General features: G+C 40.3%; 14 protein-coding genes. All 14 read left to right on the top strand.

Going from position 1 to position 14,616, the window contains the following annotated elements:
- Window position 1 precedes the first annotated feature (1 nt).
- The 14 genes from E0H81_RS01560 (at window position 2) to der (ending at window position 14,526) form a co-directional block, all read left to right on the top strand.
- On the top strand, window positions 2–2,329 hold the full coding sequence (locus E0H81_RS01560; RefSeq protein ID WP_131315975.1) for a fimbria/pilus outer membrane usher protein: 2,328 nt from the start codon (window positions 2–4) through the stop codon (window positions 2,327–2,329).
- Between the two features lie 9 nt (window positions 2,330–2,338).
- Entirely contained in the window at window positions 2,339–2,749 is a 411-nt protein-coding gene (locus E0H81_RS01555; protein WP_131267134.1) for a hypothetical protein, read from the top strand.
- 384 nt (window positions 2,750–3,133) lie between these two features.
- On the top strand, window positions 3,134–4,417 hold the full coding sequence (locus E0H81_RS01550; RefSeq protein WP_131315973.1) for a glycosyltransferase family 4 protein: 1,284 nt from the start codon (window positions 3,134–3,136) through the stop codon (window positions 4,415–4,417).
- Between the two features lie 31 nt (window positions 4,418–4,448).
- Window positions 4,449–5,000, top strand: a complete 552-nt coding sequence (locus E0H81_RS01545; protein ID WP_131315971.1) for a phosphatase PAP2 family protein — start codon at window positions 4,449–4,451, stop codon at window positions 4,998–5,000.
- Window positions 5,001–5,085: 85 nt separating this feature from the next.
- Complete coding sequence (gene iscX / locus E0H81_RS01540) at window positions 5,086–5,286, top strand: Fe-S cluster assembly protein IscX (protein WP_086192927.1); 201 nt, start codon at window positions 5,086–5,088, stop codon at window positions 5,284–5,286.
- Window positions 5,287–5,395: 109 nt separating this feature from the next.
- Window positions 5,396–5,827, top strand: coding sequence for a nucleoside-diphosphate kinase (gene ndk, locus E0H81_RS01535; RefSeq protein WP_131267131.1), 432 nt, complete (start codon window positions 5,396–5,398; stop codon window positions 5,825–5,827).
- 123 nt (window positions 5,828–5,950) lie between these two features.
- Entirely contained in the window at window positions 5,951–7,186 is a 1,236-nt protein-coding gene (gene rlmN, locus E0H81_RS01530; RefSeq protein ID WP_131315969.1) for a dual-specificity RNA methyltransferase RlmN, read from the top strand.
- 61 nt (window positions 7,187–7,247) lie between these two features.
- Window positions 7,248–8,009 (top strand): type IV pilus biogenesis/stability protein PilW, encoded by a 762-nt coding sequence (gene pilW, locus E0H81_RS01525; protein WP_131315967.1) that lies wholly within the window; start codon window positions 7,248–7,250, stop codon window positions 8,007–8,009.
- Window positions 8,000–8,788: a helix-turn-helix domain-containing protein gene (locus E0H81_RS01520; RefSeq protein ID WP_131315965.1), complete on the top strand. Its 789-nt coding sequence runs from the start codon at window positions 8,000–8,002 to the stop codon at window positions 8,786–8,788. The genes pilW and E0H81_RS01520 overlap by 10 nt, the downstream gene beginning before the upstream one ends.
- A 24-nt stretch (window positions 8,789–8,812) precedes the next feature.
- Window positions 8,813–9,934 carry a flavodoxin-dependent (E)-4-hydroxy-3-methylbut-2-enyl-diphosphate synthase gene (gene ispG, locus E0H81_RS01515; protein ID WP_131267127.1) on the top strand — a complete coding sequence of 374 codons (1,122 nt, stop codon included), beginning with the start codon at window positions 8,813–8,815 and terminating at the stop codon, window positions 9,932–9,934.
- A 3-nt stretch (window positions 9,935–9,937) separates the two neighbouring features.
- Window positions 9,938–11,233 carry a histidine--tRNA ligase gene (hisS, locus tag E0H81_RS01510; protein ID WP_131315963.1) on the top strand — a complete coding sequence of 432 codons (1,296 nt, stop codon included), beginning with the start codon at window positions 9,938–9,940 and terminating at the stop codon, window positions 11,231–11,233.
- A 30-nt stretch (window positions 11,234–11,263) separates the two neighbouring features.
- Entirely contained in the window at window positions 11,264–11,965 is a 702-nt protein-coding gene (locus E0H81_RS01505; RefSeq protein ID WP_131315961.1) for a YfgM family protein, read from the top strand.
- The gene (bamB, locus tag E0H81_RS01500; RefSeq protein ID WP_131316204.1) at window positions 11,965–13,113 is read left to right on the top strand and encodes an outer membrane protein assembly factor BamB; all 1,149 of its coding nucleotides are present in this window, start codon (window positions 11,965–11,967) and stop codon (window positions 13,111–13,113) included. The genes E0H81_RS01505 and bamB overlap by 1 nt, the downstream gene beginning before the upstream one ends.
- Window positions 13,114–13,116: 3 nt before the next feature.
- The gene (der, locus tag E0H81_RS01495; protein WP_131267124.1) at window positions 13,117–14,526 is read left to right on the top strand and encodes a ribosome biogenesis GTPase Der; all 1,410 of its coding nucleotides are present in this window, start codon (window positions 13,117–13,119) and stop codon (window positions 14,524–14,526) included.
- Window positions 14,527–14,616: the final 90 nt, after the last annotated feature.

Raw genomic sequence — 14,616 nt, 5'->3', positions numbered from 1 at the left:
TATGAAGGCCAATAAAATTCTTACAATGATCGTTTGTAGTATAGGTTTTACTCATGTAAATGCAGATATTAATCAGCAAGTAAATCAACAACAAGAAGTGGGTATGGTCATTGTAAATATCTGGATCAATGGCCTTGATTATAAAACGGAAGCAGTTACTTTTTTGAGAGATGGAAAAAAATTTATTGAATGTCAGGCCTTAAAAAATGTGGGGGTCCGTATTGAGAAATTGAGCAGGGATACGATTAAAAAAGATTTTTGTCTATTGACTTCATCTTTAATAAAATTTGAAGATGATCAGGCTTTACAAGCAATAAAAATAAATTTTCCACCAGATTATTTTGAAGATACGCAATATAATTTAAATACTACTACGCCTCCAGAAAAAGCAAGTTTTGGTGGTTTTTTGAACTATAGTCTTTTTTATAGTAAAGATAATTATGAGCAGGACTTTAATACGTTTTCTGAACTAGGCCTATTTAAAGACTATTGGTTATTAAAAAATTCTTTTTTATATAGAAATAGTCCAGATGAATTCGAAAAGAAATTACTTCGAGTAAACAGTACTTTAGATATTGAGTTTCCTGAAAAATTTTTAACATTAACACTAGGGGATACGACCAGTCCTTATAACACTTTAAATAATTCATTCCGGTTTGGAGGGCTGAGTATTGGGACGAATTATACAGATCGGCCAGATTTTATTTACTGGAATGCACCGACTCTAAAAGGAAGTGCTGCGCTACCTTCCACAGTTGATTTATACCTTAATGGCGTTCAATTGTATAAAAATTCTGTGACACCAGGTAATTACTCCCTGCCTACAGGTGCACTCATTAATCAGGCAGGAAATGCCCAAATTGTTGTAGAAGATATTTTGGGTAATAGAACTGTTCAGAGTTTTCCTATCTATATCAATAATCAATTACTCAAACCTAAATTAAATGAATACAATTTCTCTTTAGGTAAACTCAGATATAACTATGATGAGGTTGATGATGATTACCGAGACTTTTTTTCAAAATTATATTTTCGGCGAGGAATTACTTCATCCACTACTTTAGGAGGAGATGTTTTATATAGTGAGGAGGCGAGTAATGCCAGTTTGTTATGGACTCAAGCATTAAGTAAATTTGTACTTTTAGACACTGCTTTTGCGCTAAGTGATGCTGAAAATGAGCAAGGATATGGTGCTTCTGTATCTCTTAGCCGAGATTTTATGAATTGGTCATTTGGACTAAATAGCCGTTTTTTTTCTGAACAATATAAATATATTAGCGATGAAGAATTTAATTCTAATATAAAAACCTCCAATCTGGTTTATTTTAATTTTTATAACCTTAAATATATAGATGGACTAAACATAAGTTATATCGATCAGACAAATTATACGTCTAATAATGCTGACCCGAATGACCGCAAAGTTTTTGATATTATTGCAAGAAAAAATTTAACCAATAATTTGTATTCAACTTTGGGTTTTTTTAAAGATTTTGGAGATGATGAAGACTATGGGTTTAATATTGCATTTAATTATAATTGGGTTGGAAAAGGTCAAATTAATTTAAACCATGATACTGATAACGATGAAACCCGACTAAGCTTTAGAAAAACAACGATGACACAAAATGGCTTTGACTATGTATTAGGTGTAAATCGAATTGAAGATGAAATAAATTATAATGCTTATGGGTTATGGAAAACTGATATTGGTAATTTACGTGTTTCTCATGATGAATATCAAGATAATCGAATTTCACAAGCCATGTTTGAAGGCGCATTAGTTTGGTTGGGTAATAAAGCGGCATTAACCAAATATGCCGATAATGCTTTTGCCCTTGTTAACGTCAATAATCATTCAAATTTGGATATTTATAAATCCTCCTCACTAGTCGGTAGCACCAATAATAAAGGCTATATGTTTGTACATCATATTATTCCTTATATAAATTATGATATTTCTTTTGATCAGAATCAGCTACCTATGGAGGAAACTTTTGAATCTTCTTCTAAAAGACTGGTTGGCCTAGATCAACGCGGATATAAAATCGATTTTCCCATTTATAAAACGAAACGCCTTGCTATAAATATTAAAGATATCAATGGAAATAATGTATTGGCAGGATCAGAAGTTCAGGTACAAGGCATATCCACAGAGCCATATTTTATGGGTAGTGATGGGATCGTCTATTTGTATGTATCCAAGCCTGATCGTTACAACCTTGTAGTTAAGACGCAAGGGGGAACGCAATGCCAGTCTCAATTTGTCCTTAATCAGAATCAATTCGAAAATTTAGCTAATCAGGTTTTGAGTACCGTATGTAAATAGGAGTTGAAAATGAATAAATTCATTTTAATAATTTTAGGCGCATTGATGAGTGAAATGGTTGCTGCTCAACAATGTTCAATTGATGGATTTACCAACTCAGAAATGCGCTTGGCAAGTTATCAGCGTAGTCAGTCGGCAACTTCATTTAATATTTCATGTGACGCGAGCTATTCAATTTTATTCAATAGCCAAAATTTAACCACACCGAATGGAATGAGTTATATTTCAAATGGGCCGTATAAATTACGGACCAAGTTAAATTTGAGAGGAGCAAATCAAAATTTATGGGGAGTGCATCTTAATCAGGCCGGGGCGCAAAGACAAAAATATATTATCTCTGTACAACTTGAAGATAATCCCTTAAATGGTGTTCCTGCAGGCATCTATCGAGATCGAGTTTCAGTTGATATTTCATTCTAAAATAAATTTGGTTATTAAATAAGTTACCCAATCTATAGATTGTTTTGAGTTGCTCAATAACAAAAATGACTAGAGCGTAGAGAATTTATTTCGATAATTTAAGTGCCGTCCCAAAATAGTTTAGTTTGGAAGGCAGTTTACTTAAGCTTGTTATTTGAATGGTTTTATATATCAGTGCTGAGGGAATATAAGGATTTTTATGGATACAAATCAGCCGTAAAGAGATATTTAACGAGCACGTTACATAGGTAATGCTTTAGTCTTTATTCATTTTGTTTTATAAAATTTGCCTTATAAAATATGTCAAGAAACGGTCATCTAAAAATCATCAAACTGCAAGAAACAACATCTAAGCTAGGTTTAAAATAATGATATAGGTGTTGTATGACAAATTTATATACGACAAGTCTGTTCAAACAACAAGATTTTCCAGAAAGTTTTCAATTTTTTTTTAAACAAAAAAAGCAAGATATTAGGTGCGATGAGATCCAGGTTTTAAGTGACTTGGTTCGTCCACGCCTAAAAATAGCTATTGTTACCGAGACCTGGCCTCCAGAAATTAATGGAGTGGCACTGTCTTTACTACAATTATGTAAAGGCTTACAAAAACAAGGTCATAAAATTTTACTGATTCGACCAGAGCAACAGCGGACTTGTCATGACTTTACACCCACTAAAGAGTGTCTGGTCAGAGCGCAATCTATTCCCAAGTATTCAAACCTTCAATTTGGTTGGCCGCAATTTTTAAAAGTATCATATGCACTGGATGGATTTGTACCAGACCTTGTGCATATTGTTACCGAAGGACCCTTGGGTTTAAGTGCTTTGCAGGCTGCAAAAACCAAAGGAATTCCTGTTTCAAGTGGCTTCCATTCACCTTTTCAAGAATTTAGTCGCTTCTTTGATTTGGCTTTTTTAGTTAAGCCCGTTCAGCATTATTTACGTTGGTTTCATAACAATACACAACTGACATGTATTCCCAGCAAAGATACAGAATATATTTTAAGAAAGTTTGGAGTTCGTTGTCCTTTAGCTATTGTCGGGCGTGGTGTGGATGTTGCATGTTTTTCTCCAGAACATCGTTCGGATGCTTTGCGCCAACAGTGGAAGGTCACTGCAGAAACCAGGGTGATGTTGTATGTAGGACGGCTATCTCCCGAAAAGGAAATAGAGGTTGTGGTGAATGCATATATGGCTATGAAGCGAGCGACTCGGCAGGATGTAAAACTCGTTATTGTCGGTGACGGGCCAGATCGAAGCCGATTGGAAATGTTATGCCAAAGTCATGACGTTATTTTTATGGGAAACTTAAGCGGTTTGAATTTAGCTCAGGCCTATGCAAGCGCCAATGTATTTGTATTCGCTAGCCAAGTGGAAACCTTTGGTAATGTTGTGCTTGAGGCTATGGCAAGTGGCTTGCCGATAATTGCTTATAATTATGCCAGTGCGCACTTGCATGTGAAAAATGGTGAAACCGGTTGGTTAAGTCCTTTAGGTCGGATGGATAAACTGATTCAGTCAATTGATCAATTGCCGAATAATCAACAGTTGAAATACATGGGGATGAAAGCCCGTGAAACAGTAATGGATGCAGGATGGCAGCATCCGGTACGACAATTTGAACAGGCACTTTATGGAGTTGCCAGAGAGAGGCAAATGACATCCTGAATTTTAAGCAGACGCTTAAAGGAGCATCATCATGAAATTAAAAAAAGCAATAATAACGATGCTGGATCTCGATTTAAAAGGATGTTTATATCTGAATCATTTTTCCCATTCACAAACCGTTGCCTATTTTTTTAAAATTATCAGCCGTCTGGGCAATGGTTTGTTTTGGTGCCTAATGTTGGCCAGTCTTTGGGTACTGGAAGATAGCTTTTATATAGAGCAATTGCTGTATATCTTAATTAGTGGATCTGTGGGCTCTGCAATTTATAAAATTTTAAAACAAAAAACCACGCGTCCTCGACCTTATCAGGTGCATCAAGTGGTTCTGTTACAAGAGCCGCCGCTAGATCATTTCAGTTTTCCGTCTGGACATACCTTGCATGCTGTCATGGCCAGTACAGTGTTGGGCTATATTCAGCCGATGTTACTTGTTTTTATGTTGCCGTTTACGCTTTTGGTTGCCGTATCACGTATGGTTTTAGGGTTGCATTATCCTAGCGATGTGATTGTAGGCGCATTGATTGGGGTGTTGGTTGCGACGGGCATTATTTTTACCGCACCATTTTTAAATATCGTGTTATAAAAATGTCTTTTAAAAATCGAAAAACTCTCTCTCGATTTTAGGAATTTGTTAAAGTAGGGCATCCATTTAGCGTTTAGGAATAACCATGGGTTTACGTTGGACTGACACCATTGATCTTGCCATTGAACTTTCTGAAGCCCATCCAGATGTCGATCCACAATGGATTCGCTTTACAGACCTGCATGCATGGGTTTGTGCATTGCCAGACTTCAAGGATGACCCGGAAAAATCGACTGAAGGTTTATTGGAAGGCATTCAAATGGCGTGGATTGACGAAGTTCGTTAATCAGTAAATCGAAAAAAGCAACTTTTTACATATCAAAAGCTGATACTTGCTGATTATCTCGGTATAATGCGGCAAAATTTTCTCGTCAAATTGACATAAGGAGCCAATCATGGCTATCGAACGCGCTTTATCTATCGTTAAACCAGACGCAGTTGCTAAAAACCACATTGGCGACATCTTTGCTCGTTTTGAGAAAGCTGGTCTTAAAATCGTTGCAACTAAAATGAAACATTTGACTCAAGCTGAAGCTGAAGGCTTTTACGCTGAGCACAAAGAACGCGGTTTCTTCGGTGACCTAGTTGCATTCATGACTTCTGGTCCTGTTGTTGTATCTGTTCTTGAAGGCGAAAACGCTGTTCTTGCTCACCGTGATATCTTGGGCGCAACGAATCCTAAAGAAGCTGCTCCTGGTACTATCCGTGCAGATTTCGCTGTAAGCATCGACGAAAACGCTGCTCACGGTTCTGACTCTGTAGCATCTGCTGATCGTGAAGTTAACTACTTCTTCGCGCAAACTGAGATTGCTCCACGTACTCGTTAATTCGAAGTATTCAAGCCAGATAAGTGTTATTATACTTATCTGGTTTTTTTATTCTCTGAATAAAACTTTGCTCGATTATTGAGCTTCTCCTTTCATCTTTAGACATGGTTTAGGTAATTACACATGAGTACTGAAGTCGTCGCTGTCTCTGCAATTTCAGCTGAACAGCAACCATCTCCATCCACTCCAACACAGCAAAATGCTGTGGAAAAAGTGAACTTACTCGGCATGTCACGTCCGCAATTGGAAAAATTCTTCGAAGATATTGGCGAGAAGAAGTTCCGTGCCGGTCAGGTGATGAAATGGATTCATCAGTTCTTTGTGACTGATTTTGCTGAAATGACCAATATTTCAGGCAAACTTCGTGAAAAACTCGAACGGGTTTGTGAAGTCAGAGCACCAGAAGTGGTACACCGTAACTATTCTAAAGACGGTACCCGTAAATGGGTGTTCCGCGTTGGCGATGGTGAAGGTTCACTGGTTGAAACCGTACTGATCCCAGCAGAAGATAAAACCGGTCTACGTAAAACCTTGTGTATTTCTTCACAAGTGGGTTGTGCGCTGGATTGTTCATTCTGCTCGACCGGTAAACAGGGTTTCCAGCGTGACTTAACTCCTGCAGAAATCATCGGTCAGCTTTGGATGGCAAACTATTCCTATATGGAAGAAGTCCCCGTTGCAGAACGTGAGCGTTCAGTGACTAATGTGGTGATGATGGGCATGGGCGAGCCATTGCTTAACTATGAAGCTGTTCTTAGCTCAATGCGCATTATGCTGGATGACTTTGCCTATGGTATGTCTAAACGCCGTGTGACCTTATCAACTTCAGGTGTGGTACCGAAGATTGACCAAATGGTGAAAGATATTGATGTGGCGCTTGCCATTTCTTTACATGCGCCAAATGATGAACTGCGTAATGAATTGGTTCCAATTAATAAAAAATATCCGTTAGAGCAATTGATTGCTGCATGTCAACGTTATATTGCTAAAGATGGCAACGAAAGTTCACGTAAACATGTGACCATTGAGTATGTGATGCTGGATGGCGTGAATGACCATCCTGAACATGCACAACAAATGATTAAGTTACTCAAAAATTTACCAAGTAAAATTAATTTAATTCCATTTAATCCATTCCCACATGCACCATACGGTCGTTCAAGCCGTAACCGCATTATTTCTTTCCAAAAAACTTTGTCTGATGCCGGTTTTGTGTGTACGATTCGTCAGACACGTGGTGATGATATTGATGCTGCGTGCGGACAGTTAGTGGGTCAAGTGGCTGACCGTACCCGTCGTGCGGAACAGTGGAAAAAGAAAATTGCGCAAAGTAATGAGATTATGCGCTCTCAAGGATAATAAAAGGGGACGTCAATTGAGAAAGCCCGCATATAAATTAGCTTTTATTACAACGATTTGTATGTCTGCTATTTTTATCACTGCTTGTCAGACACAGACAACAATGGTGAAGAAAGATCCAGAAAAAGCAGTTAAAGTTCGCACTCAATTGGCTGCAGAATATATTAAATCCGGTGATCTGGATTCTGCAAAGCGTACTTTAGATCAAGCGCTTGAAATGAATTCTCGAGATTCCGCTGCGAATATGATGATGGGGATTTTACTGCAACAAGAGGGCAGTAAAGTCAGTATGGATAAAGCAGACGCATATTTTAAGCGTGCCATTTCTGCGGATCCGAAAAATGCACAAGCGCGTAACAACTACGGTACTTATTTGTATCAAATTGAGCGTTATAATGATGCGATTGAGCAACTCAATGTAGCTGCGACAACATTGGGTTATGATCAGCGCTATAAAGCACTGGAAAATGTTGGACGCATTTACTTAAAACTAGGTGACATGACGAATGCTGAAAAATCATTCAAACAGGCCCTACAAGTAAATCGCGATTCCTCTATTTCAATGTTAGAGTTGTCCGAAATTTTTTATTTGAAACAGCAGACCACTGCTGCGACACAGTTGTATGAACAGTTTGTGCGTGGTGTAGGTCAAAAGAATCAAGGTGCGCGTGCGCTCTGGATTGGTATCCGAAATGCACGGGCAAATAGTGACACGATGGGAATGCAGGCACTAGTCAATCAATTGCGTGCGCTTTTCCCGGAAAGTCCGGAATACCAACGTTATCTGCAATTACAGTACAGTACTGAGGCCGTATGGAAGTAAATCCTAATTCACAGCAATCAAATGGTTCAAGCGTAGTACCCAATGCATTAGGAAATGTTCAGCGTCCAGGTGAGTACTTACGTCAAATTCGAATTGCACAAAAGCGTGAATTAAATGACGCTGCCAAAGATTTGAACATGCAAGTGAAAACTTTGACAGCTTTAGAACAAGATGATTATAAAGCTTTGCCGGAAGCGACCTTTATTAAAGGTTACTACCGTATTTATGCCAAATATTTAAAGGTCGATGCAAGCGCAATTATTCAACGTTTTGATGAAATTTATCAAAATGATACAGGATTATTGCCGAATCATGCCTTAAACAATTCACCGATTAAGATCATGGGCAAACTGCCAGGTTCAAATCGTGATCGCAATAAGAAATGGTTAAAACGTAGTGTTATTGCTTTAGTGGTGCTGTTTGCTGTAGTTGCTGCCGTGATAGCTGTGCAAAACATGTCGTCAAATAAAGAAGATGGCCCAGAAACTACCCCAGCACAATCTGACGTGGAAGTATTGAATTTAGATAATTCAACCGCTGTATCGGGTGATCAACTGGAACTTCAGTTTAGCCGTCCAACCTCTGTGCATATTGTGGATTCAACCGGTAAAGTTCTGGCAACAGGTCGTCAGGCATCGACAGTGAAATTAAATGGTGAAACTCCATTCCAAATTCGTCTGGATGATGCATCAGCTGTAACCTTAACCTTGAATAATGAAAATATTGCGTTGTCACCTTATACAGTGAATAGCAAAGCAGATTTCCGTTTGTCACGTTAATGGGTAAAGAGAAGAGCGATATTAATGATTGAAAATCCGATTAAGCGCCGTCCCACTCGTAAAATTCGTGTTGGTTCCGTCTATGTAGGTGGTGATGCACCGATTAGCATCCAGAGTATGACCAATACTGAAACCTGTGATGTCGCGGCAACTGTTGCACAAATTCAGCGCTGTGCCGATGTCGGTGCGGACATCATGCGTGTTTCTGTACCTTCAATGGAAGCAGCAGCAGCATTCGGTGAAATCCGTAAGCAAGTTACAGTACCCTTGGTTGCCGATATTCATTTCGACTATAAAATTGCTTTGGCTGTGGCCGATGCTGGTGCAGATTGCTTGCGGATCAATCCGGGCAATATTGGTTCGGAAGCAAAAATTCGTGAAGTGGTGGCTGCGGCACGTCATAACGATATTTCCATGCGTATTGGTGTAAATGCCGGTTCACTGGAAAAAGATATTCAGAAAAAATATGGCGAGCCGACAGGTCAGGCATTACTTGAATCTGCGATGCGCCATATCGATATTTTAGACCGTCTGGATTTCCAGGAATTCAAGATTTCGGTGAAAGCATCAAATGTGTTTTTGACCATGGATGCTTACCGTTTATTGTCAGCGCAAATCGATAATCCACTGCATTTGGGTGTGACTGAAGCCGGCATTTACCGGACTGGTTCAGTGAAATCAGCGATTGCTTTGGGCGGCCTGTTGATGGAAGGCATTGGCGATACCATGCGTATTTCCTTGGCAGCAGAGCCTGAAGAAGAAGTGAAAATTGGTTTTGATATTTTAAAATCATTGGGGCTTCGTTCTAACGGCATTAACTTTATTGCCTGCCCAAGCTGTTCGCGCCAGGAATTTAACGTGATTAAAGTGATGCAATCACTGGAAGAGCGTTTGGAAGATATTCGTACCCCCATGGATGTGTCCGTGATCGGGTGTAAGGTGAATGGTCCGGGCGAAGCCAAAGAAGCCGATATTGGCGTTGTAGGTGCAAGTCCGCGTTCACTGGTGTATCGTAATGGCGAGAAAAGCCATTTAATCGATACCAATCAACTGGTTGATGAAATCGAAACGATGGTTCGTCAACGCGTTCTAGAGCTTGAAAAAGCTAAATCTAAAGAGATTATTCGCACAGGTTTTTCTGAGTAGATCATGAGTTCAATTGTCGCAATCAAAGGTTTTAATGACATTCTTCCAACGCAAACTGCTGCGTGGAGACGTCTTGAGCAACATTTAGCATCACTTATGGATGCTTATGGCTACCAGCAAATCCGTTTGCCGATTGTTGAACAGACCAATCTGTTCAAACGTTCAATTGGTGATGCGACGGATATTGTTGAAAAAGAAATGTACACTTTCCTAGATAAGGGTAATCCACCTGAGTCTTTGACTTTGCGTCCTGAAGGGACTGCAGGTTGTGTACGTGCCATGCTCGAACATAATTTGCTTCGCGGTGCGACCCCTCGTGTGTGGTATGTCGGACCAATGTTCCGTTATGAAAAGCCACAAAAAGGCCGTTACCGTCAGTTCCATCAATTTGGTGTGGAAACATTTGGTGTGGCTACACCAGATATGGAAGCAGAATTGATTTTGATGACTGCGCGTTTGTGGAAACGCATGGGTGTTGCTGATAAAGTTCAACTTGAATTGAACACTTTAGGTGAATCAGACGAACGTGCGGAATATCGCGCTGCATTGGTGGAATTCTTAACGTCACATAAAGCAGAACTGGATGAAGATTCACAGCGTCGTTTAGAAACCAATCCGCTGCGTATTCTCGATTCTAAAGATGCACGTACGCAACAAATTCTTGAAAATGCACCGAAACTTCACGACTTTATGGGTGAAGAAACTTTGGCGCATTTTGCGCAATTGCAGCAGTATTTAACTGACGCTGGTATTAGCTTCGTGATCAACCAGAAACTGGTTCGTGGTCTGGACTACTACAACAAAACTGTCTTTGAATGGACAACTACGCACTTGGGTTCACAAGGAACAGTTTGTGCCGGTGGTCGTTATGATGGCCTTGTAGGGCAATTGAAAGGTAAGGCTGATCAGTCTGTACCTGCAGTTGGTTTTGCGATGGGGATGGAGCGTTTACTGCTTCTACTTGAGCAGGTTGAAGACCATACACCTGTACGCGATTGTGAAGTATTCTTGTTGTCGGATCCTGCATCACAAGGGAAAGCCTTGGTACTTGCAGAACAAATTCGTAACCAGCTGGAAGCGGCAAATAGCGATATTCGCCTGAAAGTCGGTTCACAAGGTTCGATGAAATCTCAGATGAAAAAAGCGGATCAATCAGGCGCTATTTTTGCTGTGATTGCAGGTGAACGTGAGTGGGAAGCTCAGCAATTAGCTGTGAAAGAATTGGCGACCGCTGAGCAAACTGATGTTGTTGTGGCGAATATTGTGCCATTTTTCATTGAAAAATTTTCTTCAAAATAAGCTTAAAAAACATAAGGAAAAGGTAATCACATGAACGCATTGAGTGATGAAGAACAACTTGATAGCTTGAAATCTTTCACTAAGAAATATGGCTCTGCCATGATTAGTGGGATTTTAATTGCGTTGATTGCCTTTTTCGGATGGGAATATTGGCAGAAGAAAAACCTGGCTGAATCTCAGATGGAAACAGCCAAGGTTCAACAGTTGATGGATGATGCTAAAAATGCGCAAGGCGATGCCAACGTATTTAATGCCTTGTCTGCAACTGCGGACAAAATTGTAAAAGAAGCCCCAGATTCTGCCCAAGCCATTCAAACGCAATTGTTGATGGCTAAACTGGCTTATGACAAAGCGGATTATGCACACGCAGAAAGAGCGTTAAAGAAAGTTGAAAATTCTCAGCTTGATGATGCCGGTCTGGTTCAGTTGGTTAAGCTGCGCTTGGCTTATGCTCAACTTGCACAAAAGAAATATGATGATGCATTAAAGACATTGGTTGCAGTGACAGATCCCGCTTTTAAAGCGACTGCTGATGAAGCGCTGGGTGATGTGTATGTTGCTAAAAATGATATAGAAAATGCTAAAAAATCGTACCAGAGTGCATGGGATGCACTGGTTGAGCGTCAGCAGGAGCGTCAAGTTTTACAAATTAAACTCGAAAGTGTCGGCGTTTTAGTTGATGATCCTGATGTGGAACGACCAATTTTAGAAACACAAGTGGATGAGTCATGATGGATAGAAAATACAAAATACCGTTTGCGCTGACAATTTTAACATTCGCACTTGTTGGCTGTTCAACCAATAAAATTAAAGTGGAAGAGGTCAAACCGAATCCGTTACCTAAGTTGGCCCAAGCCAAAAGTCTTGTTCCGGTATTTTCTCAAAGTGTTTCATCAACCTCGAAAGCAGATCCATTACGTCTGCGTTTAGATGTAGATAACGGTGTGATATTTGCCCTAGATCCAGAAGGTGAAGTCGCGGCTTATCAAGGTAAGCAACGTGTCTGGGAGAAAAAAGTTTCTAAGCAGGGCTTAAGTTCTGGTGTGGAAGCGGGTGAAGGCACTGTTGTTGTTGGCAATAAAAAAGGTCAACTGTTTGCTTTAGATCAGGCGACAGGCGAGCAAAAGTGGACTGCACAATTAACTGGATCAATTTTATCGACTTCATTGATCCAGTCCGGTCGTGTGATTACCGTCAGTAATGATGGCACTGTTTATGGACATGACCTTGCCACCGGTCAGCAAGTTTGGACATATAACCTTCCTAATGTACAATTTAGCTTACGTGGAATGGCATCTCCGGTCGCACTCGATCCGCGTACGGTATTGATTGCTTCATCAAATGCCTATGTGTATGCCCTTGATATACTCAGTGGCGTACCGCGTATGCAGCGCCGTGTTGCAGTAAGCGATGGCCGTTCAGATATTCAACGCCTCAATGATATTGATGGCGATCCAGTTGTTGCAGGTCAGTTTCTTGTAACAACCAGTTTCCAAGGACAAGTCACTGTTACAGATTTGGCTTCACAACAAGTGGTGTGGAGTGAAGATGCAAGCAGTATTCAACGTCCAGAAGTAATGAATAATACCGTTTTTGTTGCACAGGCAGATGGAAAAATCACTGCTTATGCACTCACAACAGGTGAGCAATTATGGCAAAACGATAGCTTGCTCAATCGTCAGCTCAGTAATCCTGTTGTGCTCGGACAAGACCTTGTGGTTGGTGATCTAGATGGTGTATTGCACCTGATCGATCCAACTTCTGGGCAACTCATTGGTCGATCAAAAACAAGTGGTGAAGTACGTTCACTACGCGAAATTGATGGACAACTATATGTCTCCACCAGAAAGGGCGCGTTAAGCGTTTGGCAGAACCGTTAATTTATGAAACCCGTAATTGCGCTAATTGGACGTCCGAACGTCGGTAAATCAACGTTATTTAACCAGATTACCAAGAGTCGTGATGCACTCGTTGCTGACTTTGCTGGTCTTACTCGTGACCGCAAATATGGCGATGCAGTATTCCAAAATAAATCCTTCATTGTAGTCGATACAGGCGGTATCGGCGAAAGTGAAGCCGGTATTGATTCATATATGGCTGAGCAATCAAAAACAGCCATTAATGAAGCCGATATTATTGTTTTTGTTGTTGATGCGCGTGCGGGATTACTAGCGTCAGATGAACAAATTGCACGAGAACTTCGTACCCTCGGGAAAAAAGTTTACTTGGTTGCAAACAAAGTTGATGGTGTACATGCAGAAGCTGCAGTGGTTGAATTTTATCAACTCGGCTTTGGCGAACCCATGCATGTTGCAGCAAGCCACGGTCGTGGTGTCGCTCAAATGCTTGAAGATGTACTTGAAGATGTTCCTGAGGATGAAGATCCTGAGTTACATGATCAGAACACCGGTTTACGCTTAGCCGTCATTGGTCGTCCGAATGTCGGAAAATCGACTTTGGTTAACCGTTTACTGGGTGAAGAGCGTGTTGTGGTTTATGACATGCCAGGTACCACGCGTGATTCTATTTATATTCCGTATGAACGGAATGAGCAGAAATACACGCTGATTGATACTGCAGGTGTACGTCGTAAAGGCAAGGTAGATGAAATGGTTGAGAAATTCTCAATCGTGAAAACTTTGCAAGCCATTAAAGACGCTCACGTTGTGGTTGTGGTGTTGGATGCACGTGAAGGCGTGGTTGAACAAGATCTACATTTGATTGGCTATGCTTTAGAAGCGGGCCGGGCAATGGTGATTGCAATCAACAAATGGGACAATATGACAGAATACGACCGCAAGCAATGTAAGCTTGATGTCGACCGTCGTTTTGACTTTATCCCCTGGGCTAAAGTGCATTTAATTTCTGCATTGCATGGTACAGGTGTAGGGGAGTTATATCCTTCAATTCACCGTGCGTTTGATTCTTCACATTTGAAAGTTTCACCTGCGAAATTAACCCAAATTTTGAATGATGCAACTGAAGCCCATCAACCGCCAATGATTAGCGGTAAACGTATTAAAATGCGTTATGCCCATATGGGTGGTCAAAATCCACCAACAATCATTGTGCATGGTAACAAGGTTGATAAAACACCTGCGGATTATCGTCGCTATTTGGAAAATGTATTCCGCCGTGTCTATAAACTTGAAGGCACACCGGTTCGTATTGACTTTAAAACGTCTGAAAATCCATTTGAAGGTCGTAAAACGCAAATGGATGAACGCATTGCAGCACGTAAACGTCGTTATGTTCAGAAATTCAAGAAAGCTGAAAAGAAATTTAGAAGCTAATTAAGCGTTTATTGATCATAAAAGCCCGAAGTTTACTTTGGGCTTTTTTGTTTTAAGATGTCATTATATTTTTTGGGATAATGGGTGTAC

It is taken from the genome of Acinetobacter terrestris (genome assembly GCF_004331155.1).
GTDB lineage: Bacteria > Pseudomonadota > Gammaproteobacteria > Pseudomonadales > Moraxellaceae > Acinetobacter > Acinetobacter terrestris.
Note: the sequence above shows the minus strand (reverse complement) of the source record. Positions and strands in the feature narration are given on the sequence as shown.

What these genes read in the sequence shown, in the direction of transcription:
- iscX (WP_086192927.1), top strand. Translation starts at nt 5,086, where the DNA reads ATGGGTTTACGTTGGACTGACACCATTGATCTTGCCATTGAACTTTCT.
- rlmN (WP_131315969.1), top strand. Translation starts at nt 5,951, where the DNA reads ATGAGTACTGAAGTCGTCGCTGTCTCTGCAATTTCAGCTGAACAGCAA.
- ndk (WP_131267131.1), top strand. Translation starts at nt 5,396, where the DNA reads ATGGCTATCGAACGCGCTTTATCTATCGTTAAACCAGACGCAGTTGCT.
- E0H81_RS01545 (WP_131315971.1), top strand. Translation starts at nt 4,449, where the DNA reads ATGAAATTAAAAAAAGCAATAATAACGATGCTGGATCTCGATTTAAAA.
- bamB (WP_131316204.1), top strand. Translation starts at nt 11,965, where the DNA reads ATGGATAGAAAATACAAAATACCGTTTGCGCTGACAATTTTAACATTC.
- E0H81_RS01505 (WP_131315961.1), top strand. Translation starts at nt 11,264, where the DNA reads ATGAACGCATTGAGTGATGAAGAACAACTTGATAGCTTGAAATCTTTC.
- ispG (WP_131267127.1), top strand. Translation starts at nt 8,813, where the DNA reads ATGATTGAAAATCCGATTAAGCGCCGTCCCACTCGTAAAATTCGTGTT.
- der (WP_131267124.1), top strand. Translation starts at nt 13,117, where the DNA reads ATGAAACCCGTAATTGCGCTAATTGGACGTCCGAACGTCGGTAAATCA.
- hisS (WP_131315963.1), top strand. Translation starts at nt 9,938, where the DNA reads ATGAGTTCAATTGTCGCAATCAAAGGTTTTAATGACATTCTTCCAACG.
- E0H81_RS01520 (WP_131315965.1), top strand. Translation starts at nt 8,000, where the DNA reads ATGGAAGTAAATCCTAATTCACAGCAATCAAATGGTTCAAGCGTAGTA.
- E0H81_RS01550 (WP_131315973.1), top strand. Translation starts at nt 3,134, where the DNA reads ATGACAAATTTATATACGACAAGTCTGTTCAAACAACAAGATTTTCCA.
- E0H81_RS01555 (WP_131267134.1), top strand. Translation starts at nt 2,339, where the DNA reads ATGAATAAATTCATTTTAATAATTTTAGGCGCATTGATGAGTGAAATG.
- pilW (WP_131315967.1), top strand. Translation starts at nt 7,248, where the DNA reads ATGTCTGCTATTTTTATCACTGCTTGTCAGACACAGACAACAATGGTG.
- E0H81_RS01560 (WP_131315975.1), top strand. Translation starts at nt 2, where the DNA reads ATGAAGGCCAATAAAATTCTTACAATGATCGTTTGTAGTATAGGTTTT.